Raw genomic sequence first — 23774 nt, 5'->3', positions numbered from 1 at the left:
TGCGACACTTTGACCGTTTGCGCAAAACCCAAGCGAGGACGCTGGCTAACGCTACGCGCTGCCGGCGGCGACCACCCGCCCTTCCGCCAATTGCGTCCAGTCGCCCACGCCCAGCGCCGCCAGTGGCTGCCCCTCTCGTTGATGGCATAGCAGCAGCAGGCTGCGCCCGGCCAGCCAGTCGTTGAGGCGCGTGGCGATGCGTTCGGCCAGGGCCGCATCAAGGCCCGCGAAGGGCTCATCGAGCATCACGATACGCGGTTCGGCCAGCAGCAGCCGTGCCAGGCATAGACGTCGCGCCTGGCCACCGGAGAGTTGTCGCCCGCCTTCACCAACCCGCGTCGCCAGACCTTGCGCCTGCTGCGCCCAAGCATCGAGCTCGACCATGGCCAGCACCTTCCATAGCTGACCATCGCCTGCAGCCGGGGCACCCAGCCGCAGGTTAGCGGCCAGGCTATCGTCGAACAGCTCGCTCTGCTGAGAGAGCAGGCCGACGCAGTTCCGCACTGTCCGAACCGACAGCGTCGGCAGCGTATTAGCGTCGAGCGTCACCTGTCCCGCCTGGGGGTCTACCAGACGCGTCGCCAGCTGGGCCAGGCTCGACTTCCCGGCACCCGAGGCTCCCAGCAGCGCCATCCGCTGGCCGGCGGCCAGGCTCAGCGACACCCTGTCCAGCGCCGGCGTCAGCGCCCCCGGGTAATGTAGCGACACGGCATCGAACGCCAGCGTGGGTGTTGACGGCGCCAACGTCGCAGGCCGCTCCGCCTCACGTATTGCCCCCTGCGCCGCGCCCAGCGCGTTGAGCCGGCGCGCCGCGGCACGGGTTGCACCCAATTGGGTAAAGGCATTGGGCAGCAGCGCCAGGGTCTCGGCCAGCGCCAGCACCGCCAATGGCATCATCACCATCAGCGGCCCGTTCAAGGTGCCGCTGGCATAAGCCAGGCTGGCCAGCCACAGCACCGCCAGCAGCGTTATGCCAATACCCAGCCCCACCAGCGCATTGCCCAGGGCAGCAAGGCGCCCCAGACGACGCTGATCGGCATACAGCCGCTGCTCATACTGCGCTACCGCATCCCGATGCGTCGCCAGGCTGCCATAGGCGCTTAGCTCCGCCAGGCCCTGAACATGCTCGATACTTCGGCTGCGCAGGCGGTCCAGCTCGATGACCCGACGTTGACTGGCAAGCATACCCAGGCGTGCCTGTCCCAGCGTCAACAGCGCCCACAGCAGCAGCAGCATGCCCCCCGCCACCAGGCCGGCCAGTGGCAGAAACACCCCAATCAGCAGCGTCAGGCCCAGGATCGCCAGCAGCGCCACCAGCGGCGGCGCCAGCAATCGCAGATACAGGCTGTCGAGGGTATCGATATCAGCGGTCAGACGGTTCAACCACTCGCTGGCGCGACGCTGTGCCAGCGCCTGGCCGTCGAGACGCACCAGCACCCGAAACATGCCGCCACGCAAGTCGGCGAGAAGGCGCAGCACCGTATCGTGGTTATAGAGCCGCTCGAGGTAGCGCGCCACGGTGCGGGTCACGGCAAAGAAGCGAATCCCACCGCCGGGCACATAGACATCGAGACTCGCCGCAATCCCGGCGGCCAGTAGCATGCCGGTTAAGGCGGTGGCGGTGATAAACCACCCCGACAGTGCCAGCAGGCCGATGCCGGCGAAGGCGGTAATCGCCATCAGCAGCGCGCCCAGTGCCAGGCGTCCGCGGCGGCGACCCAGCAGCCTCAGCCAGGGGCGCAGTTCACGGTAGAGCGTCGCCAAGTGACTCATGGGCCCACCTCGTCTACGTGGGTACCGTTCACCAGGCGTACCTTGCGGTCAGCCATCGCCATCAGCGCCGGATGGTGAGTGGCCAGGATCAGCGTACGCCCCTCCTCGCTCAGTGCCTGCAGGGCCGAAATGACCACGGCCTCGGTCTCATCGTCGACGCTAGCCGTGGGCTCGTCGAGCAGCACCAGCGAGGCCGGCGACAGAAACACCCGGGCCAGCGCCAGTCGCTGCGCCTGACCGCCGGAGAGCCCGGCACCGCGCTCGCCCAGTGAGGTATCGATTCCCGCCGGGAGCGCAGCGATCAGCTCGCCAAGCCCGGCCCCCTCGAGGGCGCCCTGAATGGCTGTATTGCTGGCTTCGGGGGCGACGAGGCGCAGATTGTCAGCCAGGCTGCCGTGGATCAGCAGTGGGCGCTGATCCATCCAGGCGACCTCGCCGGCCGGCACTGCCACTCGCCCCGTATCACTGTCGACGAACCCGGCGATCAGCTGCAGCAGCGTCGACTTACCCGCACCGGACGGCCCCACCAGCACGACGCACTCGCCTGGCTCAACCGCGAGATCCAGCGGCCCCAGCACTCGACCACGTCCGGGAAAGCTGACACTGACATGGTTCAGAGAGACGCCTGCATCGCGGCCAGCGACTTGACGCCCAGCGTCCGCCTTCGGCAGTGGCGTATTGAGCAGCGCCACCAGCGCATCCGCCGCTCCCAGCGCCGCTGCCCGGTCGTGATAGTGCTGCGACAGCGTGCGCAGCGGCTGAAAGAACTCCGGCGCCAGCAGCAGGATCAGCAGGCCACTGAATAGCGTCAGTTGGGGCGAGGGGTCGTAGTCGATATAGCCCAGCAGACCAAAGCCGATGTAGATCGCCAGCACCGCGATGGCAACCGCCGCGAAGAACTCGAGTACCGCCGAGGAGAGAAACGCCAGCCGCAGGGTGCGCATGCTCAAGCGCCGGTATTCATCGGCGGCGGCATGCACGTCTTCGGTGGCCTGCTCGGCGCGGTTGAACAGCTGCAGCGTGGCGATACCGCGTACGCGGTCGAGAAAGTGGCCGGAAAGTCGGCTGACGGCGGCAAACTGGCGGCGATTGAGGCGCTCGGCGCCGATTCCCACCAGCGCCATGAATAGCGGGATCATCGGCGCCGCCAATAGCAGGAAGATCGCCGCCAGCCAGTCGAGCCACATCACCAGCACGGCGATAAGCGCCGGTATCGCCACTGCCAGCCGCAGCTGGGGGAGAAAGCGGGCGAAGTAGCCATCCAGGGCCTCGACCTGCTCGACCAGTTGGCTACCTAGCGCGGCACTGTGACGACCGGACAGACGCATGGGCCCGAGCGCCTCGATATGCGCCAGCAACTCGTGACGCGCCGCCTGCCGAATGCGCAGGCTGGCCTCCTGACCGGCCACCTCCTGCAACCACTGGGCGACTGCACGCAATAGCAGCACGCCGATCAGCGCCCCCGCCACCCAGGCCAACTCCGCCACGCTTGCTCCGTCTACCAGCACGCCACTGATCCACCACGCCAACAGCACCATCTGGCCGATGGTCGCTAGCCCAACCACCAGCCCGGCGGCGACGGCGAGGCTGGTGAGTCGACGCTGCGGTTTCGCCAATCGCTGCAGCCACTGGCGCGGTGTCAGCGGCGCGTCGCCTTGCTGCATCGACGCCGCCTCAGTGATAGCCCTCACCCACCTTGACCTTGCCGCGGAACACCCAGTAGGTCCAGGCGGTATAGGTCAGGATGATCGGGATCACGAACAGCACGCCGATCAGCAGGAACAGCTGCGACTCCGGCGCCGAGGCGGCGTCCCAGATGGTGTAGTTTGGCGGCACGATCACCGGCCACTTGCTGACCACCAGCCCCAAATAGGTGAACAGGAAGATGCCCAGCGTCGACAGGAACGGCAGCAGTTCGCGGCGCTGCCTGATCGACATCACCAGCAGCGCCATGCACGCCGTAGCGAGCCCCGGCAGTATCCAGATGATCTCGATGTTGCCGAACCAACGCTGCCAGACGACCGGGTTGACGAAGGGCGTCCACAGGCTGATGGCGAAGAAGATCATCACCACCCCGACCAACAGCTTGGGGGTCAGCCGATAGGCCCACTCCTGGATGTAGCCCTCCGACTTGAGGATCAGCCAGGTGGTGCCCAACAGCGCGTAGCCGATCATCATGCCGATGCCGGTGAGTACGGTGAACGGCGTCAGCCAGTCGAAAGCACCGCCCACATAGGCGAAGTTCTCGGTTTCGAACCCCTGGATATAGGTGCCGACCACCGCCCCCTGGGCGAAGGCGGCCACCGACGAGCCCCAGCAGAAGGCGCGGTTCCACCAGTGGCGATTCTTGCGCGACTTGAAACGCAGTTCGAAGGCCACGCCGCGAAACACCAGCCCGGCCAGCATCAGGAACACGCCAATATAGAGTGCCGGCAGGAACACCGAATAGACCAGCGGGAAGGCCCCCAGCAGGCCGGCGCCGCCCAGCACCAGCCAGGTTTCGTTGCCATCCCACACCGGCGCCACCGAGTTCATCATCACGTCCCGGGCATCCTCGTCCGGGGCAAAGGGAAACAGAATCCCCAGGCCCAGATCGAAGCCGTCCATGAGCACGTACATCATGATGCCGAAGCCAATGATCAGCGCCCAGATAAGTGACAGGTCGAACATGTCCATTGCTCAGCTCCTCTCTGCCGGTGCCGGGTCGTCATCGAAGGGAATATGCGTGGCTGACCAAGGCCGCATAGGTCGTTCGACTTCATCGATCAGCCGCTCTTCCTCCTTGGGCACCATGCCGTTACGCACCACCCGGGTCAGGTAGTAGACACCGGCATAGAACACCACGCCGTAGACCGCGATATAGCCAAGCAGCGTGAACAATGCCATGCCGCCAGTCAGCGAGGGCGTCAGGCCCTCGGCGTGGGTCATGATGCCGTAGACCAGCCAGGGCGCTCGCCCGGCCTCGGTGACGATCCAGCCAGCCAGCACCGCAATGAACGGGGTCACGCTCATGACCCTGAGCAGCTGCAGGAAGCCGCGATGCTCATAGACCCGGCCGCCGCGACGCAGCACCAACCCGGCCAGCGACACCGCGATCATCAGGAAGCCGAGGCCGACCATGACGCGGAAGGCCCAGAAGACGATGCTAACCGGCGGCTGCTCCTCCACCGCCACCTCGTTGAGGCCTGGTACTTCACCGTCCAGATCATGGGTCAGGATAAGGCTTGCCAGCTTGGGAATACCGACCTCGAAACGGTTTTCCTGGGCCTCCTGGTCGGGCAGCGCGAACAGCAGCAGCGGGACTCCTTCACGGGTTTCCCAGTTACCCTCCATCGCCGCCACCTTGGTGGGCTGGTATTCCAGGGTATTGAGGCCATGGAAATCGCCCATCAGCGCCTGGGCCGGCGTCAGGATCAGTAGCAGCCACAGGCACATCGACAGCGCGCGCTTGTTGGCGTCCACGTCGCGACCTTGCAGCAGATACCAGGCACTCACCCCGGCGACCACGAAGCCCCCGGTGATGAACGACGCCAGCGCCATGTGCCCGAAGCGGTACGGGAACGACGGATTGAAGATCGCCTCCATCCACGACACGACATAGAAGGAGTTGTCGGTAAACTCGACTCCCGCAGGCGTATGCATCCAGCTGTTGGCGGAGAGGATCCAGAAGGTCGAGATAAAGGTGCCGATGGCGACCATGATCGCGGCAAACAGATGGACCCCCTGGGGCACCTTGCCACGACCGAACAGCAGCACACCGAGGAAGGCAGCCTCGAGGAAGAAGGCGGTTACCACCTCGTAGCTGAGCACCGGTCCGAGGAAATTGGCGGCGGCCTGGGAAAAGTTGCTCCAGTTGGTCCCGAACTGGAACGACATCACGATACCCGACACCACCCCCATGCCGAACACCACCGCAAAGACCTTGGTCCAGAACACCGCCAGGCGCTCCCAGGCGGGGTTTTCGGTCTTGTAGAACAGGCCGTGCAGCAGTGCGATATACGACGCCAGGCCGATAGTGAAGACCGGAAAGATAGCGTGAAACGAGACAACAAAGGCAAACTGGATACGTGACAGGACGAGCGGATCAAGCTCCATCATCAAACTCCCTACGAAGACACTGACTCGGATCGCCGCAATCGATGCGAATGGGGGACGTTACGCCACCCTGTCTTGTCACTCGGGCCAGGCAGGCCGTTGCGCATTCCAATGCGACTGACGGGGCGTTGCAGACCTTAGCCTAGTCGCTAAGTATGCTGCTAACACCCATCGCCGGCATATCGTTTCACCGGAACCGTCATGTTACGTATAGGAGCAGTACAACTAAAGAATGATTCCCTGCTAACGGTGTGTCGCGTTGCCGCAGCCTAGATGATGGCGCGTCGCACCCTAGCCGATACCCACTCCGAGGCCAGTACCGTAACGAAGATCATCAGGAAGATTACGCTGACCTGGTTCCATGCCAGGCTGTTGATTGCCGCATTGAGCTGCAGGCCGATGCCACCTGCCCCAACCAGCCCCAGCACCGTCGACTCACGGATATTGATGTCCCAGCGATACACGCTGATCCCAGCGAAAGCCGGCATCACCTGGGGCAGCACGGCGTAGCTCATCACCTGCATGCGACTGGCGCCGGTGGCATTGATCGCCTCCACTGGGGTGGGGTGGATCTCTTCGATGGCTTCATACAACAGCTTGCCGACGAAGCCGATGGAGCGTAGTGCAATGGCGATGATCCCGGCGAGCACGCCTGGCCCGAGGATGGTGACCAGCAGCATCGCCCAGATCAGCGAGTTGATCGAGCGCGAGGAGACGATGACGACCAGTGCGGCACTACGCACCAGCGGATGCGGGCTGGTATTGCGCGCTGCCAGAAAGGCCACTGGAAAGGCCATGGCGATGCCCAGAAGCGTGCCCAGGGTGGCGATGTTGAGGGTATCCCACATCGGCTGCCACAGCCGGTGGGCGTAGCTCCACTGCGGCGGCAGCATGCGGCTGATCAGGTCGCTACCCTGGCGGCCGGCGTCCTCGACGAACACCCACATGGTATTGTCGGAAATCAGCTTCCAGCACAGCAGGAACAACGAGATCCCTGCCAGCCAGGCGAGATAGCCCAGCCACTGAGCGCGGCTAGTGCGCAGGCGCCAGATCGGTTCGCCCTGCTCATTGGTCGAAACAGGCATTGGGTATCCTCGGTTATTGAGTCCAGCGGCGAACGTGGCTTGAGCTGTACTCGCTCAGTAGCACGATGCCGATGATGATCAGCAGGATCGCCGCCGAGGTGTCGTACTCGTAGCGGCTTATCGAGGTATTCAGGGTCGCGCCGATGCCACCGGCACCGACGATGCCAATCACCGCCGACTCGCGGAAGTTGATGTCGAGCCGGTACATGGAGAGGCCGATCAGGCGCGGCATCACCTGAGGCTGTACCGCGTGGTTCATGGTCTGCAACCAACTGGCCCCAGTCGCTCGCACCGCCTCGACCTGACGCCAGTCGAGGTCTTCGATGTCTTCGGCGAGCAGCTTGGCCATGAAGCCGATGGTGGCAAACGCCAGGGTAATCATCCCCGCCAGCGGGCCGAACCCGAACATCACCACGAACAGGATGGCAATGATGACCTCCTGGAACGTGCGCGACACGGTGATGATGCCGCGACACAGCAGATACACCGGCAGCGGCGAGATATTACGCGCCGCGCCAAGCCCTACCGGGATCGCCAGCGCCACGCCGATCACCGTCGATGTCAGGGTCATGGTCAGGCTTTCCAGCAGGCCGTTGACGATATCGCCGCGTCGGCTGATGAAATCCGGCTGGGTGAAGGCGGCGAGGAAATTGAGCCCGCGGCTCATGCCCTCGGCGACTCGGTCCCAGTTGACGCTGATCGTGCTGAGTGCCAGCACCAGGTACAGCACCGCACCAATCACCATCAGCCAGCGCAGCCGCGCATCGCCGATCAGCGGCAGCCGCCGCCATTCGCCCTGCTCGGCCAGCCGTTCACGCGCAGCGTTCATCGCCCGCCTCCCATGGCCAGCGCCGGTGCCGGCGTTACCTGCACGGCACTGTCAGCGTCTTCTTCTTCGCCCTCTTCGTTGCCCCAATCCTCTTCGCCGTAGATGGTAGTGAGGATCTCCGCGTTGAGTTCGCCAGGCTTGCCGTCGAAGACGATCTCGCCGCCACGCAGCCCGACGATGCGGTCGGCAAACTGCCGCGCCAGGTTGACATCGTGGATGTTGATGATCGCTGCCAGGTCACGCTCCGCACACAGCTCGCGGATCAAGCGCATGATCTGGCGCGAGGTCTTGGGGTCGAGGCTTGCGGTAGGCTCATCGACCAGCAACAGGCGCGGGTCCTGCAGCAAGGCGCGGGCGATACCCACCCGCTGGCGCTGGCCGCCTGACAGCGCATCGGCGCGCTTATCCAGTGCATGCCCCAGGCCGACCCGCTCGAGCAACCGAAACGCCTCGATCACATCGGTCTTCGGGTAACGGCGCAGAAAGCTGCGCCAGAAACCGACGTAGCCGAGCCGCCCGGACAGCACGTTCTCCATCACCGTGAGGCGATCCACCAGCGCGTACTCCTGGAAGATCATCGCCATGGCCCGACGTGCCTGGCGCAGGCGCCCGCTCGAGAGCCCGGTGAGTTCGGTATCCTCGAGGTGAATGCTGCCACCGCTGGGCTCGACCAGCCGATTGACGCAGCGAATCAGGGTGCTCTTGCCGGCCCCCGAGGGGCCGATCAGCGCCATCACCTGGCCGCGGGGCAGCGACAGGTGGATGTCGTTCAAGGCCAGATCGCCGGTGGGATAGCGCTTGGTCACCGCGCGTAAGGTAAGCATCTGAGTATCTCCCGTCGCGACGTGCCGCCGGGAGATGTGCATCCCCCGGCGGCACGGCCGTCACGTCGTTGGCAGCGATCAGTCGCAGTCGTAGGTCACACCGTTGGCGTCGGCAATGGTACGAATCACCGCCCAGTGCTCTTGGTACGTAATCGGAATGAACTGCGACTCACCGGAGTTGGCGAACTCCTCCTCCAGCGCACTGCCCTCCCAGTCGAAGGTCTCGAACGCCTCAGCGACCCGCTCAACCAGCTCGGGGTGCAGGTTGTAGACATGGCCATAGGCGGTGGTAGGGAACGTCTCGGAGGTGTAGATGACGTCATAGTCACCCTCCTCGACCACGCCGCGGGCGATCATTCGGTTGCTCACCGAGTTGGCGATGGCCGCTGCGTCGTAGTCGGCATTGACCACGCCTAGAATGGAGTTGTCGTGGCTGCCGGAGAAAGCCGCTTCGAAGTCTTCATCGGCTTCGAGGCCATACTCCGAGCGCAGCAGCGCCGACGGTGCACGGAAGCCTGAATTGGAGGTCGGCGAGGTAAAGGCCAGGTTGCGACCCTCGAGGTCTTCGACACGCTCGATGCCGCTGCCCGGGTAGGTAATGATCTCCATCTCGTAGCCGAAGGAGCCATCGTCGGACGCCATCATGGTGAAAGGCACAAAGCCCGAGCAGTTGACGGCTACCGGTACGCCGCCGGTGTTGAAGCCCGCTACGTGCAGACGACCGGCGCGCATCGCTTCAAGCTGGGCGGAGTTGGACTGCACCGGGAAGAACTGCACCCGCTTGCCGGTGACCTCCTCCATATGCTCAAGAAAGCCCGCCCAGACTTCGGCATACACCGCCGGATCTTCTACCGGTGTATAGGCAAATACCAGCGTATCCGGATCCACCCACTGCGACTCATCGCTGGGCGCATCGGCGACCATGTCACCGTCGGCATCGCTGAAGCGCGGTGCCAGATCGGCGCTGGCCAGGCTGGAGCACAGCACCAGACCAGCGGCGCCAGTGCCAAGGAGAGTGCGATACATTGCATGGGGAAATGTCATGGGAGTGCCTCGTCGTCATGGGATCTACGAGGCACCACCCTAGGCGGCCAAGATGACAGCCAAGCAACTGTTCTATGGCAATTTGGCGACAGCCCGATGACGATCACACGGCCATGACGCTACTCACCAGATAGCCGGTATAGGCCACGAACAGCGCCAGCAGCGTCGCTCCCTCGTAGCGGTTGAGGCGTCCCGGCCGTCCACGCCAGCCCAGCGCGAAGAGCGCCAGTAGACCGGTCATCAGCGCCATGACCAGCCAGTCCCGCGCCAGTACCTCAGGGCCCGCCTCGATCGGCGTGATCACCCCGGCGAGGCCTACCACGGCCAGTGTATTGAACAGGTTGGAGCCCACCACGTTGCCCAGCACCAGGTCGTGCTCGCGGCGCCGCAGCGCACTGATCGATGACGCCAGTTCGGGCAGCGAGGTGCCCACCGCCACCACCGTCAGACCAATGATCAAGTCACTGACGCCGTAGGCCGCCGCTATCTCCACCGCCCCCCAGACCAGGATGCGCGAACTGACGATCAGCAGCGTCAGTCCCAGCAGGGTCCAAAGCACCCCACGCAGTAGCGACATCGACTGCTGCTCGAGACTCTCGGCGGTATCGCTGGCCAGGGCATCCTCGTTGCCACCTCGCTGGCGGCTGCGCCAGATACTGAAACCGATGAATAGGGCCAGCACCACCAGCAGAACGATCGACTCACCGCCGCTGATCACGCCGTCACGCAGCTGCCAGGCCGCCAGCAGCGTCACCCCGCCCAACAGCGGCAGCTCTTGCCGCAGCACTTGTGAATGAACCGCCAGCGGCGAGATCAACGCCACCAGCCCGAGGATCAGGCCAATATTGGTGATATTGGAGCCATAGGCATTGCCCAGCGCCAGCCCCGGGCTGCCTTCCAGCGACGCCAGCGCCGAGACCATCAGCTCCGGGGCCGAAGTGCCAAAGCCAATCACTAGCATGCCGATCAGCAACGGTGACAGCCCCAGGTGGCGCGAGGTCGCCACGGCGCCGTCGACGAAGCGTTCGGCGCTCCACACCAGAATCACCAGTCCAACCACTATCGCCACGACCGGCAGCCATATCGCCATATCCCGCTCCTTGCACTCGACTCGCGCGGTATTGCACGGAACATTCAATATTGAATGTTTAACTGTGGTGTAACAGACGGCATAATGCCATGGTGGGAGAACGAGATAGCACTTATTTAGTGACTCACCGTGCAATACTCGATCCACGCTCGATACGCCTGGCTGGTACCGCTGCCCATGACCGACACCACCCTCGACACCGCTCAGGAAACTCGCTCACCGCCCCGCTCGCGGCGGCGGCTGCGTGCCTGCCACGAGTGCGATCTGGTGGTGGCGCTACCGCCGTTGCGTGCCCGCGAGCGCGCCGACTGTCCACGCTGCGGTCACACCCTCAGCAAACGCCACTATCGCCCGGCCCAGCGCAGCATGGCGCTGGCCTGCAGTGCGCTGGTCGCGCTAATGATGGCGGTGAGTTTTCCGTTCATCAGCTTTCAGGTGGGCGGCATCGGCAACCGTATCGAGCTCTCCGAGACAGCCTCGACCATGCTCGGCTTTCACCAACCCGTCGTGGCCATTGCCGTGGCGCTGACCATCATCGTGCTGCCGGCGGTCTATCTGTGCGGCATGGTCTGGCTGCAATACGGCCTGTTACGCCGCCAGCCGCTACCCTTCAGCCGCGGCATCGCCCGTTCCCTATCGCACCTGCATCCGTGGATGATGGCCGATGTCTTCATCATTGGTGCCCTGGTCAGCCTGATCAAGGTTGCCGGCATGGCGCAGATTGAATTCGGCATGGCGTTCTGGGCGTTCTGCGCCTTCGCCATCCTGCTGCTCTACACGACCCAGTCGGTGGACGCCGACTGGATGTGGTTCTCGTTGGCCGGTGAACCGCTGGCACCACGCGGCGTACGAACCGGTGAGACCGCTGCACCACAGAAGGTTACCGGCTGTCCGACTTGCGGTCTGATCAATCGCCTGACCGCCGACGGTCATGGCCAGTGCCGGCGCTGCGGTGAGCGCCTTCACGCCCGGCTCCCGCACAGCCTGCAGCGCACCTGGGCGCTGCTGGCTGCCTCGGTGGTGATGTACATCCCTGCCAACGTCTACCCGATCATGACCACCACCACCATGGGCAACACATCGCAGTCGACGATCATCGGCGGCGTGGTAGAGCTGTGGCAGATGGGCGACTGGCCGGTCGCCACGGTGATCTTCGTGGCCAGCGTGATCGTGCCGGTCGGCAAGATACTGGCCCTGGCCTGGCTGTGCCTGATGATCAATCGCAGTGATGAACTGAGCAACGCCACCCGCACCGTGCTGTACCGCATCACGGAATTCATCGGCCGCTGGTCGATGATTGACGTGTTCGTGGTTGCCATGCTGGTGGCCCTGATCCGCGCCGGTGCCTTGATGTCGATCACGCCCGGCCCTGCTGCCCTGGCCTTCGGTGCCGTGGTGGTACTCACCATGCTCGCCGCCATGACCTTCGATCCGCGCCTCATCTGGGACGACCCGGCCGGGCACGCTGATGCCACCACCGAGCCCGATGCTCGAGGAACCGCCTGATGCCCGAAGACCGCCCTGCTGCCCCTGTCCACAAGGCCAAGCGACGCCGCCAGGCGCGCCTGTCGCCGATCTGGATCGTGCCCATCGTGGCCGTACTGATCGGCCTGTGGCTGGCGTATGACAACTACCTGCAGCGCGGCACCCAGATCACCCTGGTGATGGACAACGCCGAGGGCATCGAGGCCGGCAGCACCCTGATCAAGACCCGCAACGTCGAGATCGGCCGAGTCGAGCGCGTCGGCCTCTCGGACGATCTGCGCAGCACCGAGATCATCGCGCGCATCAGCCCCGACGCCGAGCGCATGCTGGTCGACGACACGCAATTCTGGGTGGTCAAGCCGCGAATCGGCCGCGAGGGCATAAGCGGCCTCGGCACCGTATTGTCCGGCGCCTATATACAGCTTCAACCGGGCAGCAGCGAGTCGCCGCGCCGCGAATTCGAGGTGCTCGATCAGCCGCCAGTAGCGTCCCAGGATGCCGAAGGCATCCGCATCAATCTGGTCAGTCAATTGGGCAACTCGCTGAGGGTCGGCGATCCGGTCACCTATCAGGGCTATACCGTCGGCCGTGTGGAAACGACCGAGTTCGACGCCACCAACCGCCAGATGCGGCAGCGACTGTTCATCGAGAGCCCCTACGATGTGCTGGTCACCGAGAGCACGCGCTTCTGGTCGGCCAGCGGTATCGACCTGCGGCTCGACTCGGAGGGTGTACGCGTCAACGTCGAATCCTTCGAGGCGCTGCTCGGTGGCGGCGTGACCTTCGGCGTGCCCGAAGACGTACCACTCGGCCCGATGGTCGCACCGGATACTACCTTCAACCTCTATGCCGACGAGGACAGCGCCCAGCAGGGCAGCTTCAACCGCTATCTGGAGTACGTGCTGCTGATCGACGGCACCGTACGCGGCCTGTCGCGCGGCGCCCCCGTGGAATTCCGCGGGGTACGCATCGGCACCGTAGCCAGCGTGCCGTGGAACTTCAGCGCCACCCAGCCGGAGGGCCGCGAAGGGTTCGCGATTCCGGTGCTGGTGCGCATCGAGCCGCAGCGCCTCGCCAATGATGATGACAACGGCAGCTTCGACCTGACCGAGTGGGAAGAACGCTTCGAGCGGCTGTTCGGCATTGGACTGCGCGCCTCGCTCAAGACCGGTAACCTGCTCACCGGGGCGATGTTCGTTGACCTCAATTTCCAGCGCGATCTGGAAGGCGAGTATGTGGCCGAGGTGTTCGAAGAACGCCGCGTCTTCCCCACCACCTCAGGCGGATTCGCCCAGATCGAGGCCCAGGTCACCAACCTGCTCGACAAGCTGAATAACCTCGAGATCGAGCCCATTCTCAGCGGCCTGGATCGCAACCTGGCACAGTCTGAGGCAATGCTCGAAGAGGTACGCGAGTTGACCGGCACCTTCCAGGCCATTGTCGACGACCCGGCCACCCGCGAGATGCCGGACAACCTCAACCGCAGCTTGATCGAGCTACGCGAGACGCTCTCTGGGCTGTCACCCGAGTCGGACGCCTACCGCGAGCTGACCGGCGCCATGCAGCGGCTCGAGCGCTTGATGCGCGACCTGCAGCCGGCGGCGCGCACCATCAGCGAGCAACCCAGTGCGCTGATCTTCGACCGTCGCGGCGGCGATGATCCAGAGCCACGAGCGCCCCGCGACTAGGTGAAAAATCGCGCCGGATAGACCATCATGGCGCTCATCGGCACGGCCCCGGCCGTGCCGCCCGACACGGAGATTACGACGTGCTGCACTTTCGCTCATGCGATCGCTCGCCCTCGTTCGGCCCACGTTGGCCTGGCGTCGGTGTGCTGCTGTTGGCCCTCACCCTGCTGGCCGGCTGCGCCAGCGGTGGTGGTGTCAGCGCTCAGCGCTACAGCCTCCCGGAGGGCGTCCAGCCCAACCAGGTCAGCCGCAGCGACGCTCCCAGCCAGCGGCTGGTGGTATCAAGGATACGAGTCACCGACTACCTCGATGCCGAGGGCATCGTCATGCAGCTCGACGACATCACCCTCAATCGCGCCCGCCAGCACCTGTGGGCCGAGGATCTGTCGCGCCAGCTACAGCGAGGGTTGCGCCAGCGACTCGCCGAGCGTCTCCCCGATACCCAGGTCGTCGGCGACGACAGCCGCCGCGACGGCGCCCATGAACTGCGGCTCGATGTCACCCACTTCCAGGGCCGTTACGACGGCCAGGCCATCGCCCGCGGCGAGTGGCAACTGCGCGATGCCAGCGGTGAGATCATCGCCCTGGAGCCATTTGCCGCCGCCACCACCCTCGACGCCGACGGATACCCGGCGTTGGTACGCGCGCTGGGCCTCAGTTGGGACGCAGTGGCTGATCAACTCGCCGACCGTCTGCAGGAATTGCGCTAGGCTGTTGAGGTGTTCACCCCGCCTAAGGACTCATGACATGGACGATCAGCGCCAACAGCAGCATGCTCTGGCCCTTGACCTCAAGGCCCACGCCGAGCGTGTCGAACATGCCCTTACCCAGGTGATCGACGGCCAGGATGCCACCGAGAAGCGCGCCCTGTTGGGCCAGGCACTCGAAGATCTCGTCGCCCTCGAAGCCCTGACCGAGGCGCACCCCGAGATTCAGCTGCCGCCGCTGACGCGGATCCGCCAAGGCATGGCCAGCCTGGCGCTGATGCTCTATCGACAGGGCGCCTGCGACGGCTTGAGCGAGGATCAGCAGCACGCCTTCCTCGACGCCCACGCCGCACCGCTCACCGAGGTGGACGGCGTGGGCACGGTGACCGCCCGTCGCCTGCTGCTGGCCGGGGTAACCAGCGTGGAAACGCTGCGCGCCCTGTCACGCGAGCAACTCGACGCCATACCCGGCATTACCAACGCCACTCTGGCGCGCCTGCAAGCCGGTCTTAGTCAGTAAAGGATGCACTGCCCCTAAGCGAAGGGCGCCGGGGACAGGCCGGAGAAGAGGTTTGCGCCATGGGTGAGGAGCATGCCTCCGAACGGGCTGGCCATGGATGGCCAGCCCCGGTCCTGCAAGCGGAGCAGGATGCGGGAGCGTAGCAGGGCGCAAGGTAGCGCCCAGGGACGGGTTTACAGCGCCTCCTCGCAGGCCTGTCGACGGATCAGCCCGAGCGGTACCGTCCACCTGTAGTGGCAAACCAATCCTTTAGTGCAAGAGGGGGCGATGTCTGTCATCATACTGCGCTGCGGCACTTCACGGTCCCCTCTTGCCGCGCCTGTCATCGTTTTTTCTCACGTCGTGATCCGGGACTCACGCCTCTTTCACTCAACAGAGGCGAGCGGTCATGTCGTGCTATCCGGAGTTTGCATGAGCTTTTCCGATCTCGGCTTACGGGCCGAACTGCTGCGCGCTGTCGACGAACAGGGCTATACCACCCCCACCCCGATTCAGCTCAAGGCGATCCCTGCGGTCCTGCAAGGCGGCGACCTGCTCGCCAGCGCCCAGACCGGCACCGGCAAGACCGCTGGCTTCACCCTGCCACTGCTGCAGCGCCTCGCCGACGGACCGCGTCCCAAGCCGCGCCAGATCCGCGCTTTGGTACTGACCCCGACCCGAGAGCTGGCCGCGCAGATCGGCGAGAACGTCACCGGTTACGGCCGCTACCTCAAGCTGCGCTCCCACGTGATCTTCGGCGGTGTCGGCCAGCAACCCCAAGTCGACGCCATCCGCGGCGGCCTGGACATCCTGGTGGCGACCCCCGGGCGGCTGCTCGACCTGCACCAGCAGAAGCATGTCGATCTTTCCCAGGTCGAAACCCTGGTGCTCGACGAAGCCGATCGCATGCTCGACATGGGCTTTATCCACGACATCAAGAAGATCCTGCGTGTGCTCCCCCAGCAGCGCCAGAACCTGCTGTTCTCGGCGACTTTCTCCGACGAGATCCAGCGCCTGGCCGGCGGCCTGCTTAACAACCCCGCGATGATCGAAGTGGCTCGCCGCAACACGACTGCCGAGCTGGTCGACCAGGCCGTCTACAAGGTCGACCGCGACAAGAAGCGCGAGCTGCTGGCCCACCTGATCAGCACGCAACAGTGGTATCAGGTGCTGGTCTTTACGCGTACCAAGCACGGTGCCAACCGCCTGGCCGAGCAGCTCTCCAAGCAGAACATTCCGGCCATGGCGATTCACGGCAACAAGAGCCAGTCGGCCCGCACCAAGGCACTGACCTCCTTCAAGTCGGGTGACCTGCAGGTCCTGGTCGCCACCGATATCGCCGCTCGCGGCCTGGATATCAGCGAGCTGCCCCATGTGGTCAACTTCGAGCTGCCCAACGTCGCCGAAGACTACGTGCACCGCATCGGCCGTACCGGCCGCGCCGGCAGCGAAGGCAAGGCGGTATCACTGGTCTGCGTCGATGAACACGGCCTGCTCAAGGGCATCGAGCGGTTGATCAAGCGCGATCTCGAGAAGCACATCGAGCCCGGCTTCGAACCCGACCCCAATGCCAAGCCCGAGCCGATCGAGAACGGCCGCCGCGGCCAGCAGAAGCGTGGTGGCAGTGGCAATGGCCGCGGTAACGGCGGAGGCCAGCGCGCCAGCGGCAACCGCAGCGAACAGCCTCGACGCAGCAGTGACGACAACCGTGCGCCGCGCCGTCGGCGCCGCGGCGGACGGTCGCAGCAAGCCTGAATGGGCTCGCCTCATCGCTGGCAAGGCCACCCCATCGGGGTGGCCTTGCAGGCCGCGGGAACAACCCGCGGCATTGATCAATACTCGTCTTTCGCTTACATGTTGGCTGCCCTTGCCGTCAGCGAGGTTCGTCTGTGACAACCGTCAACCCGCCCCAGCCCGATACGCCGCTGACCTGCGAAATGCTCAAGCCTCTGCTCGATCATCTCAGCGATGGCCTTGCGCTCTGCGACCTCAACGATACCGTGCTCTATGCCAATCATGTCGCGCAGCGACTGTTGGGCAATGATGTTATCGGCAATGGCCTCGCCAACCAGCTGATCGATGATCAGCCCGGCACGCAGATCGCCATCCACACCGGCGTGCATCTGGATATCACTGAACTGCCCGCCATGTTGGGGCTGCGCGTCTACCTGCTGCGCGATCAGGGCTCACGCATCAGCGCCGAACAAGCCCTGGCCCGGCTACGGGGGCTAGTCGAAGCCTGGCCAGACGCCGTGCTGTTCTGTGATGCCGAAGACCTGGCAATCAGCGACGCCAACCGCGCGGCGCGCGACTTGCTGGAAGACGATAATCATCGACTGACCCACGAGCAGCTGCCGCAGATCTTCTCTGCCAGTGACGCCGAACGGCTGCAGAAATTTCTCCGTCAGGATCTGCTGTCTCGCCGCGGTGCACTGCGACGCGAGCTGCTACTGCGCAATGCCGTGCCCGTCGAAGTCACCCTGATTCGGCTCGACGAACACCAGGCCCAGGGCCGACTGACGCTGATGGCAATGCTGCGTGATCGCTCGCACTATCTCGGCAAGCTGCGCGCCGTGGAACACAAGCTGGCCAAGGCACAGTCGTTGATCGGCCGCGATAGCCTCACTGGACTGCACAACCGCTATGGCTTCGACAGCGCAATGGAGGAATTCATCGATGCCGGTGCCAACGGCCGCGAGTTCGCGCTGTTGATCGGCGACATCGACCATTTCAAGCAAATCAACGACCGCCATGGACACCAGGTTGGCGATGAAGCGCTGCAGAAGGTTGCCCAGCGCATCCGCGATCAACTGCGTGACGATGATCTGGTGGCCCGCTATGGCGGTGAGGAGTTCTGCATACTGGTGGTATGTGGTGGCAACAAGCTGGGCGAGATTGCCGAGCGCATCCGCCATGCCGTGGCCAGTGAGCCGTTGACCCTCGATAACGGCATTCAGCTACCGCTCACTCTGAGCCTGGGCGCCTGCCAGTATGAACCCGGCATCAATGGTGAGGCCTTGTTCGAGCGTGCTGACGACGCACTTTATGCGGCCAAGGAGGCCGGTCGCAATCAGGCCGTGATATTTCAGAACACCTAGCCAAATTGTCAGCTTCAGCGGCGGCGAGTACTATCCATCTCATCCCCCCGGATGAGAAAAAGGCATACCAGCCCGCCCCGGGGCCATGACAGGAAAGAACGCAGGGAACTCCAGTGCCATTAACCAGCGATACCTCTCAGGCAAGCGCCGACGCCCGCGCAGACGACGGCTATAGCATTGCACTGCAGCCGATCTGCGACGCCGACTTCCAGCACGTCGGCGATGAATTGCTCTATCGCGCCAGCGCAAGCGACGCACAAGCCGCCGTCAGCGATCCGCTCCTGGCCACCGCCCGGGCCAGCAGCATGGCCATCTACGAGATCGGGCTAGATAAGCTGATTGGCGATCGGCTGCTGTTTCTCAAGGTATCCAGGGAGTGGCTCGAACGCCCGGAACTGCTGCCGTTTCCCGCCAATAACGTGGTCATCGAAGTGCTCGACGACGGCACGCCGCTCGACGACCTGGCCGGCGCGCTGGCATTGATCAAGCAGCGCGGCTATCGCCTGGCCCTGGATGCCAGTGCCGTGTTGCAAGGCGACGTCGAGACACTGAGTCGCATGGCTGACATCATCAAGCTGCGCGTCGACGAGGGTATCGACTCGGCCCAGCTCGAGATCTTTCGCGACGCCGGCTGCCAACTGCTGGCTCAGCGGCTCGAAACCCGCGACGACGTCGAGGCAGCCGGTAAAGCCGGCTGTGCGCTGCTGCAAGGGTTCTTCTTCGCCCAGCCGAGCAATGTCGCTCCCCCCACAGCGAACCGCCGCAGCAACCCGAGCATCCAGATCAAGCTGATTCGGGAACTGTACCGCGAGATGGTCAATATCGATCGGCTGGCCGACATGATCGCTCAAGATCCGCATCTCTATCTGATCGTCATCAAGCGCGCCAACTCCAGCTACTACGCCCAGACCGGCGGCAGCAGCCTGCGCCGCAGCCTGCACGTACTCGGCATCAATGAGCTGCGCACACTGGTAGCCACGGTGATGCTGGCCCAGAACGGCCCGGTCTCGCGACTCACGCTCAAGCATGCACTGACCCGCGCGACCATGTGCAAGCGGCTGGCCGAGCCTTTCTCCCGGCTCGATCCGGAAGACGCCTTCACTACCGGCTTGTTCTCGCTGATGGACAACATGCTGGGGGTCGACATGGCCGACCTGCTCGCCGAGGTAGAGCTCAACGCGACGATCAGCACCGCCATCAGCGCTGGCAGTGGCCAACTCGGCGCGATTCTGACCATCGCGCGCGACTACCAGGCATTCGTCGCCCTTGATGACGTCGAGCAGGCGCGTCAGGCGATACCCCCCAATGCCCAACTGCGCGCCGCCTACCTGGGGGCAGTGCAAGAGACACAGGCGCTGATGAGCAGCCTGCAGGAGGATGGGTAGCGACAGAAGCCTGTCGCGTCTAGGTGAGACGCGCGCGTAGCCGGGTCACCGCCTGGCTATGCAACTGGCATACCCGCGATTCGCTGACCCCGAGTACCGCGCCGATCTCCTTGAGATTGAGCTCCTCCTGATAGTAGAGCCCCAGCAGCAGTTTCTCACGTTCGGGTAACTGCTCGATGGCATCCACCAGGCGCTGGCGCTGCTCGCCGTCGACCAGGGCGGCAAACGGCGACGGCGGGGCACCCTCACCGTTGCCCGGCTCGACACCCTCCGCTACCAGTTCCTCATAGGGCAGCAGCTGGCCGCCGTTGGCGTCTCCCAACTGCTGATGGTAGTCGGCCAGCTCGATGCCCAGCTCATCGGCGATCTCCTGCTCGTCGGCGGCACGCCCCAGGCGCTGCTCGGCACGCCGCACCGCCTCGTCCAGCGCCCGCGCGTTGCGTCGCACGCTGCGCGGCACCCAGTCACGGCTGCGCAGCTCATCGATCATCGCACCGCGAATGCGCTGGCTGGCATAGGTGGCAAAGCTCGCCCCCTGCCCCGCATCGAAACGGTTCAAGCAGTCGAGCAGACCGACCATGCCGGCCTGAATCAGGTCGTCGAGTTCGACGCTGGCCGGCAGCTTGACCTGCAGCGCCAGTGCCTGACGGCGCACCAGCGGCAGATACTGCTCCAGCAGTGCGCCTTGGTCGATCTTGCCCTTTGCCGTATACATCGCTGTCGTTGCGACCTCAGTCACCTGGAAATCGGATCCTGCCTCGGAGGCATTCTCATCACCCTGGCATTATCACGCGCGGGCAACGACTGCCATGCTGCGAATAGCCTCACTGGCCGACGGTTTTTTGCGCCTTTGGGTCGGCTACCTGGCGATGGTCGACGATCACCTGCAGGCCGCTGACCTGCACCGGCCGAGCGCCCTGCCCTAGCCGAAAGCGAAAGTGCAGCGGCTCGGTCGCTGACAGTCCCGCCAGCGCCTCGCTGCGCCCGCGGTGGCCAGCGAGCTGCTGGCAGCGCTGAGGATGGCATAGCCACGCCGTCACCTGCGCGCCCGGTGGCGTCGTGTACTGCCAACTCACACTGGCAACCTGCGCCCCGGCCGGGGCCGCTGCACCGAGCGCCTGACTGTAACGGTCGCGGCCGGGTACCGCCACGCGCACACTTTCCGCCTGAGCGATCCAGCTGCCGGATACGCCAGGCGGCTCGGCCAGCGCTGGGGAGCCAGTGGCGAGCAGCAATAGCCATGTCATCAATACGTACCGCGGCATCATCGCTGCCCCTCCGCGCCCTGCTGACGCACCATCAGCAGACGAATACCGAGAAACTCGGCGGCGGCCTGGCGCAGGTTATTGAGCAAGCCTCGCGACACGCCCAGGCGTGGATGCAGCACCAGCAGGCAACTCGGGCCGCCGCGCTCGGCGAGCTGCCTGAGCAGACGATAGCTGCGCCGAAAGGCCTCGGGGTCACTATCCACCCAAAGCGCCCAGCGTGTCTGCTGAGCCGCCAGAGTGCTCAGGTGGGGGCTTTCCACCCTGAGCGGCACCACCCGCCAGGCACCAGGATCCCCGACCCAGACCTGGCCACTGTCGCACCAGGCCTGAAGCAGACGATAGACCCGGGCGGTGTCGTCACCGGGTAGCCCCAGTACCATCAACGCGCGGCTGGCCTCGGAGGAACCCGCTGCAGAGGCTCGCGCCTCGGGCGGCCGTGGCGCTTCGCCACGGTGTTCATCCGTCCCAGACGCTGCCACGACATGCTCGTCGGCCCACTCTCGCAGCCCCGCGGCCTGATCCTTGAACGGCATGCTCGACATCTCAGGCGGCCACCTCGCGGAAGACATCCCGCGCCGTGAACAGGTGGATCAGCGCATCCAACAGCGTCGACGCCTGGCGGCTGCGCTGGCTACCCAACAGCGCCAGCAGTTGGGCACGCACGTCCATGGCCCATTCGTCATCGTCATGCGCCAGGCTTAGCGCGACATTAGCCAGGCCATGGGCGAGCTGCAGACGCAGCTCGGCATCGCCGCCATCGAAGCCGGCATCGGCCAGTCCCTGCCAGGCGCGACGCGTCAGCGCCGGCAACTCGGCCAGCAGCAGCTGCCGGGCGATCAACCGCCGGGATTCATCGTCCCCCGCCTCAGGCGCCAGCCAGTAGCGCCGTGTCAAGCGCCTGCCGCTATCAAGGTCGACCGGCACGGCGGTCAGCAACGAAAGCGGCGGCGCGTCGTTATTGCCGCGAGCCGCGGCATGCCTAACTGACAGGCGATGCAGCGCCAGCGTGAGCCGACGCCCCTGGTAACGACAGCCAATGTCACTGTCATGTGTCGCCAGCGTCGCCAGCTCGGCCAACGGCAACCGCTGGCCGTCCAGCTCGACGCGCTGGTTGGGCTTGGCCGCCGCCAGCCACGGCAGCTGCCAGGCGCTGAGCCAAGCCAGCGCTGGCGACGACGGCATCGCGGCCAGCACATGAGCCTCGGGCCCCAGCTGCTGGGCGCTCCACTCAAGGCGCTCGACGTCCCCGGAGGGCAGCCGCTGCACCTGCCAGCCGCTGGCCAACAGCCGTCCCTCACCGCTGACCGCGCCGCAGGGTAACCGCCAATCGCAGCCATTGACCCGCTGCCCCCCCCACAGCAGCGTCAAGCCACCTCGGTCGCCGGTCTCGCGAGCCGCAGCCAGCTGGGCGCCGTGCATGCCATCCAGGGCGGCACGTTGCCGTGCCAGCGGCTGGCCAGCCAACTGCCAGGCCCCTTCCACCAGCGCGAAGCCGGGCTGGTTGGCACGCAGCGTGTCGAGCGCCGCACGCAAGGCACGCCCCTGGCCGAGCAAGCCCCGCGACAGCGCCGTGAGACGCTTCTGGCCGCTCGGCACCGGCTCACGCAGGGCGCTGAACTCAGGCGTGAACGGGGAATCGTCCTCGACCCGCAGCGCCTCGCTCACCAGTGAGGTGGCATCGGCCAGGCTCAGATCCTCCGGCACCTGCTGCCCATGCGACACATAGTGCAGGCGCAGCCCGTGACGAATCACGCTATCCAGCAGCGGCCCGAGACGCGCCGACTCATCGCGCTTGGTCAGAATGCAGTCATCGAGGCGGTTATTGGCCGCCCGCGCCGCCTGACGGTAGCTGAGGATGACGTCTTCCAGGGTGTCGCCGTGGCTGGCAGCATTGAGCAGCAGCAGCAGCCGTACGCGTCGGCCGCTGGCGGAGAGCTGCTCGATCTGGCGTACCAAGCGCTGGTCGCGCTGGCTCATGCCTACGGTGTCGATGATCACCAGCCGCTTGTCGGCGAGCCGTGCCAGGGTCTCGTCGAGGGCCGCCTCGGCGTCCTGGGCGTACACGTCGACACCCAGCAGCCGGGCATAGATGCGCAGCTGTTCATGGGCGCCGATCCGGTAGCTGTCGGTGGTCACCAGGGCCACGCCGTCGCTGCCGTGACGCATCACATAGCGGGCCGCCAGCTTGGCGGTCGTCGTGGTCTTGCCCACCCCGGTCGGCCCGACCAGGGCAATGACTCCCCCCTCATCGAACAGCGCCGCCTCGTCGCGGGGCACGCTGAGGCGTGCCGCCAGCTGGCGAGCCAGCCAGGCGTCCTGGGCGTCGCTATCGGTAGCCGCGTCAAGCTCGGCCGGCAGCTCGGCCAGCAGTTCGGCTGACAGGCGTGGGCCAACTCCGGCCGACCACAGGCGCTGATGCAGCCGCGCCAGGGGATCGTGATCGCCGTGTCGTTCGCGCTGTTGGCGCCCCAGCATGTCACGCATTTCCTGCATTTCCCCGAGCAGGCGCTCGCTGAGGGCCGCAAAATCTGGCTGAGCGGGCGCTGCAGGCTGCTCGGCAGGACGAGCGGGCGGCTCGGGTTGACGCGGCGGAGGCGTCCGCGCCACCGCCTGGCTGGCGTAGGCCCTAGCCTGTCGCGACGCATCGGCGGCGGAGCGCAGTCCCGTCGCTGACTCGCCGGACGGCGTCTCGGCGGGAGCCGACCTCGTCTGCTCGGTGGTGGTCATCCTGCCATGAGCATCGTCGGCTAGCGCCAGGATCTCGACCCCACCCTCGACGTTACGATTGGAGAGTATCAGGGCGTCGTCACCCAGCGCAGCGCGCACTTGGCGCATCGCCTCGCGGCTGTTGGCGCCGAGAAAGCGTTGAACACTCATTGCATGTCCCTCACTCGCTTGAATTCA

At 65.1% G+C, this 23774-nt stretch carries 20 protein-coding genes; 7 read left to right on the top strand and 13 right to left on the bottom strand.

All coding sequences use genetic code 11. The features are described 5' to 3' along the window. Window positions 1–51: 51 nt before the first annotated feature. The 9 genes from cydC to BLT16_RS00945 form a co-directional block, all read right to left on the bottom strand. Window positions 52–1773 carry a thiol reductant ABC exporter subunit CydC gene (cydC, locus tag BLT16_RS00985; protein ID WP_089656644.1) on the bottom strand — a complete coding sequence of 574 codons (1722 nt, stop codon included), beginning with the start codon at window positions 1771–1773 and terminating at the stop codon, window positions 52–54. Continuing rightward, window positions 1770–3437 (bottom strand): thiol reductant ABC exporter subunit CydD, encoded by a 1668-nt coding sequence (gene cydD / locus BLT16_RS00980; protein ID WP_089656643.1) that lies wholly within the window; start codon window positions 3435–3437, stop codon window positions 1770–1772. The genes cydC and cydD overlap by 4 nt, the downstream gene beginning before the upstream one ends. 10 nt (window positions 3438–3447) lie before the next feature. Further along, entirely contained in the window at window positions 3448–4449 is a 1002-nt protein-coding gene (gene cydB / locus BLT16_RS00975; RefSeq protein WP_089656642.1) for a cytochrome d ubiquinol oxidase subunit II, read from the bottom strand. A 3-nt stretch (window positions 4450–4452) separates the two neighbouring features. Beyond that, window positions 4453–5868, bottom strand: a complete 1416-nt coding sequence (locus tag BLT16_RS00970; protein ID WP_089656641.1) for a cytochrome ubiquinol oxidase subunit I — start codon at window positions 5866–5868, stop codon at window positions 4453–4455. A gap of 269 nt (window positions 5869–6137) precedes the next feature. Further along, window positions 6138–6953 (bottom strand): phosphonate ABC transporter, permease protein PhnE, encoded by an 816-nt coding sequence (gene phnE, locus BLT16_RS00965; RefSeq protein ID WP_089656640.1) that lies wholly within the window; start codon window positions 6951–6953, stop codon window positions 6138–6140. Between the two features lie 13 nt (window positions 6954–6966). Continuing rightward, window positions 6967–7782: a phosphonate ABC transporter, permease protein PhnE gene (phnE, locus tag BLT16_RS00960; RefSeq protein WP_089656639.1), complete on the bottom strand. Its 816-nt coding sequence runs from the start codon at window positions 7780–7782 to the stop codon at window positions 6967–6969. After that, complete coding sequence (gene phnC / locus BLT16_RS00955; protein WP_089656638.1) at window positions 7779–8606, bottom strand: phosphonate ABC transporter ATP-binding protein; 828 nt, start codon at window positions 8604–8606, stop codon at window positions 7779–7781. The genes phnE (BLT16_RS00960) and phnC overlap by 4 nt, the downstream gene beginning before the upstream one ends. Window positions 8607–8684: 78 nt before the next feature. After that, window positions 8685–9632 carry a phosphate/phosphite/phosphonate ABC transporter substrate-binding protein gene (phnD, locus tag BLT16_RS00950; RefSeq protein ID WP_245701402.1) on the bottom strand — a complete coding sequence of 316 codons (948 nt, stop codon included), beginning with the start codon at window positions 9630–9632 and terminating at the stop codon, window positions 8685–8687. 121 nt (window positions 9633–9753) lie between these two features. Beyond that, entirely contained in the window at window positions 9754–10740 is a 987-nt protein-coding gene (locus BLT16_RS00945; RefSeq protein WP_479691038.1) for a calcium/sodium antiporter, read from the bottom strand. Window positions 10741–10917: 177 nt separating this feature from the next. Here BLT16_RS00945 and BLT16_RS00940 point away from each other — a divergent pair, with 177 nt between their 5' ends. From BLT16_RS00940 to BLT16_RS00910, 7 genes are all read left to right on the top strand, one after another. Further along, the gene (locus tag BLT16_RS00940) at window positions 10918–12246 is read left to right on the top strand and encodes a paraquat-inducible protein A (RefSeq protein WP_089656636.1); all 1329 of its coding nucleotides are present in this window, start codon (window positions 10918–10920) and stop codon (window positions 12244–12246) included. Beyond that, window positions 12246–13913: an intermembrane transport protein PqiB gene (pqiB, locus tag BLT16_RS00935; RefSeq protein ID WP_089656635.1), complete on the top strand. Its 1668-nt coding sequence runs from the start codon at window positions 12246–12248 to the stop codon at window positions 13911–13913. Before BLT16_RS00940 ends, pqiB begins: the two co-directional genes overlap by 1 nt. 80 nt (window positions 13914–13993) lie before the next feature. Further along, window positions 13994–14623: a PqiC family protein gene (locus BLT16_RS00930; protein ID WP_245701383.1), complete on the top strand. Its 630-nt coding sequence runs from the start codon at window positions 13994–13996 to the stop codon at window positions 14621–14623. Window positions 14624–14660: 37 nt separating this feature from the next. After that, window positions 14661–15140 carry a helix-hairpin-helix domain-containing protein gene (locus BLT16_RS00925; RefSeq protein WP_089656634.1) on the top strand — a complete coding sequence of 160 codons (480 nt, stop codon included), beginning with the start codon at window positions 14661–14663 and terminating at the stop codon, window positions 15138–15140. Between the two features lie 411 nt (window positions 15141–15551). Beyond that, window positions 15552–16874: a DEAD/DEAH box helicase gene (locus BLT16_RS00920; protein WP_089656633.1), complete on the top strand. Its 1323-nt coding sequence runs from the start codon at window positions 15552–15554 to the stop codon at window positions 16872–16874. A 134-nt stretch (window positions 16875–17008) separates the two neighbouring features. Beyond that, the gene (locus tag BLT16_RS00915) at window positions 17009–18217 is read left to right on the top strand and encodes a sensor domain-containing diguanylate cyclase (protein WP_089656632.1); all 1209 of its coding nucleotides are present in this window, start codon (window positions 17009–17011) and stop codon (window positions 18215–18217) included. A gap of 113 nt (window positions 18218–18330) precedes the next feature. Beyond that, window positions 18331–19602 (top strand): EAL and HDOD domain-containing protein, encoded by a 1272-nt coding sequence (locus BLT16_RS00910; protein ID WP_089656630.1) that lies wholly within the window; start codon window positions 18331–18333, stop codon window positions 19600–19602. A 19-nt stretch (window positions 19603–19621) separates the two neighbouring features. Here the strand turns inward: BLT16_RS00910 and BLT16_RS00905 are convergent, their stop codons facing one another. From BLT16_RS00905 to flhF, 4 genes are all read right to left on the bottom strand, one after another. Beyond that, window positions 19622–20317 (bottom strand): RNA polymerase sigma factor FliA, encoded by a 696-nt coding sequence (locus BLT16_RS00905; RefSeq protein ID WP_089656628.1) that lies wholly within the window; start codon window positions 20315–20317, stop codon window positions 19622–19624. Window positions 20318–20426: 109 nt separating this feature from the next. After that, a complete protein-coding gene (locus tag BLT16_RS00900) occupies window positions 20427–20849 on the bottom strand; it encodes a flagellar protein FlhE (RefSeq protein WP_089656862.1) in 423 nt (140 codons plus the stop codon). Window positions 20850–20866: 17 nt separating this feature from the next. After that, the gene (locus BLT16_RS00895) at window positions 20867–21403 is read right to left on the bottom strand and encodes a hypothetical protein (protein WP_143025019.1); all 537 of its coding nucleotides are present in this window, start codon (window positions 21401–21403) and stop codon (window positions 20867–20869) included. A 10-nt stretch (window positions 21404–21413) separates the two neighbouring features. Next, on the bottom strand, window positions 21414–23747 hold the full coding sequence (flhF, locus tag BLT16_RS00890) for a flagellar biosynthesis GTPase FlhF (RefSeq protein ID WP_089656624.1): 2334 nt from the start codon (window positions 23745–23747) through the stop codon (window positions 21414–21416). Between the last annotated feature and the right edge of the window lie 27 nt (window positions 23748–23774).

Origin of the sequence: Franzmannia pantelleriensis (assembly GCF_900102875.1) — a bacterium.
Classification (GTDB): Bacteria; Pseudomonadota; Gammaproteobacteria; order Pseudomonadales; family Halomonadaceae; genus Franzmannia; species Franzmannia pantelleriensis.
Note: the sequence above shows the minus strand (reverse complement) of the source record. Positions and strands in the feature narration are given on the sequence as shown.

Excerpts from the sequence above, each read along its gene's own strand:
- cydC (WP_089656644.1), bottom strand. The coding sequence starts at position 1,773 with ATGAGTCACTTGGCGACGCTCTACCGTGAACTGCGCCCCTGGCTGAGG.
- cydD (WP_089656643.1), bottom strand. The coding sequence starts at position 3,437 with ATGCAGCAAGGCGACGCGCCGCTGACACCGCGCCAGTGGCTGCAGCGA.
- cydB (WP_089656642.1), bottom strand. The coding sequence starts at position 4,449 with ATGGACATGTTCGACCTGTCACTTATCTGGGCGCTGATCATTGGCTTC.
- BLT16_RS00970 (WP_089656641.1), bottom strand. The coding sequence starts at position 5,868 with ATGGAGCTTGATCCGCTCGTCCTGTCACGTATCCAGTTTGCCTTTGTT.
- phnE (WP_089656640.1), bottom strand. The coding sequence starts at position 6,953 with ATGCCTGTTTCGACCAATGAGCAGGGCGAACCGATCTGGCGCCTGCGC.
- phnE (WP_089656639.1), bottom strand. The coding sequence starts at position 7,782 with ATGAACGCTGCGCGTGAACGGCTGGCCGAGCAGGGCGAATGGCGGCGG.
- phnC (WP_089656638.1), bottom strand. The coding sequence starts at position 8,606 with ATGCTTACCTTACGCGCGGTGACCAAGCGCTATCCCACCGGCGATCTG.
- phnD (WP_245701402.1), bottom strand. The coding sequence starts at position 9,632 with ATGTATCGCACTCTCCTTGGCACTGGCGCCGCTGGTCTGGTGCTGTGC.
- BLT16_RS00945 (WP_479691038.1), bottom strand. The coding sequence starts at position 10,740 with ATGGCGATATGGCTGCCGGTCGTGGCGATAGTGGTTGGACTGGTGATT.
- BLT16_RS00940 (WP_089656636.1), top strand. The coding sequence starts at position 10,918 with ATGACCGACACCACCCTCGACACCGCTCAGGAAACTCGCTCACCGCCC.
- pqiB (WP_089656635.1), top strand. The coding sequence starts at position 12,246 with ATGCCCGAAGACCGCCCTGCTGCCCCTGTCCACAAGGCCAAGCGACGC.
- BLT16_RS00925 (WP_089656634.1), top strand. The coding sequence starts at position 14,661 with ATGGACGATCAGCGCCAACAGCAGCATGCTCTGGCCCTTGACCTCAAG.
- BLT16_RS00920 (WP_089656633.1), top strand. The coding sequence starts at position 15,552 with ATGAGCTTTTCCGATCTCGGCTTACGGGCCGAACTGCTGCGCGCTGTC.
- BLT16_RS00905 (WP_089656628.1), bottom strand. The coding sequence starts at position 20,317 with ATGTATACGGCAAAGGGCAAGATCGACCAAGGCGCACTGCTGGAGCAG.
- BLT16_RS00900 (WP_089656862.1), bottom strand. The coding sequence starts at position 20,849 with ATGACATGGCTATTGCTGCTCGCCACTGGCTCCCCAGCGCTGGCCGAG.
- BLT16_RS00895 (WP_143025019.1), bottom strand. The coding sequence starts at position 21,403 with ATGCCGTTCAAGGATCAGGCCGCGGGGCTGCGAGAGTGGGCCGACGAG.
- flhF (WP_089656624.1), bottom strand. The coding sequence starts at position 23,747 with ATGAGTGTTCAACGCTTTCTCGGCGCCAACAGCCGCGAGGCGATGCGC.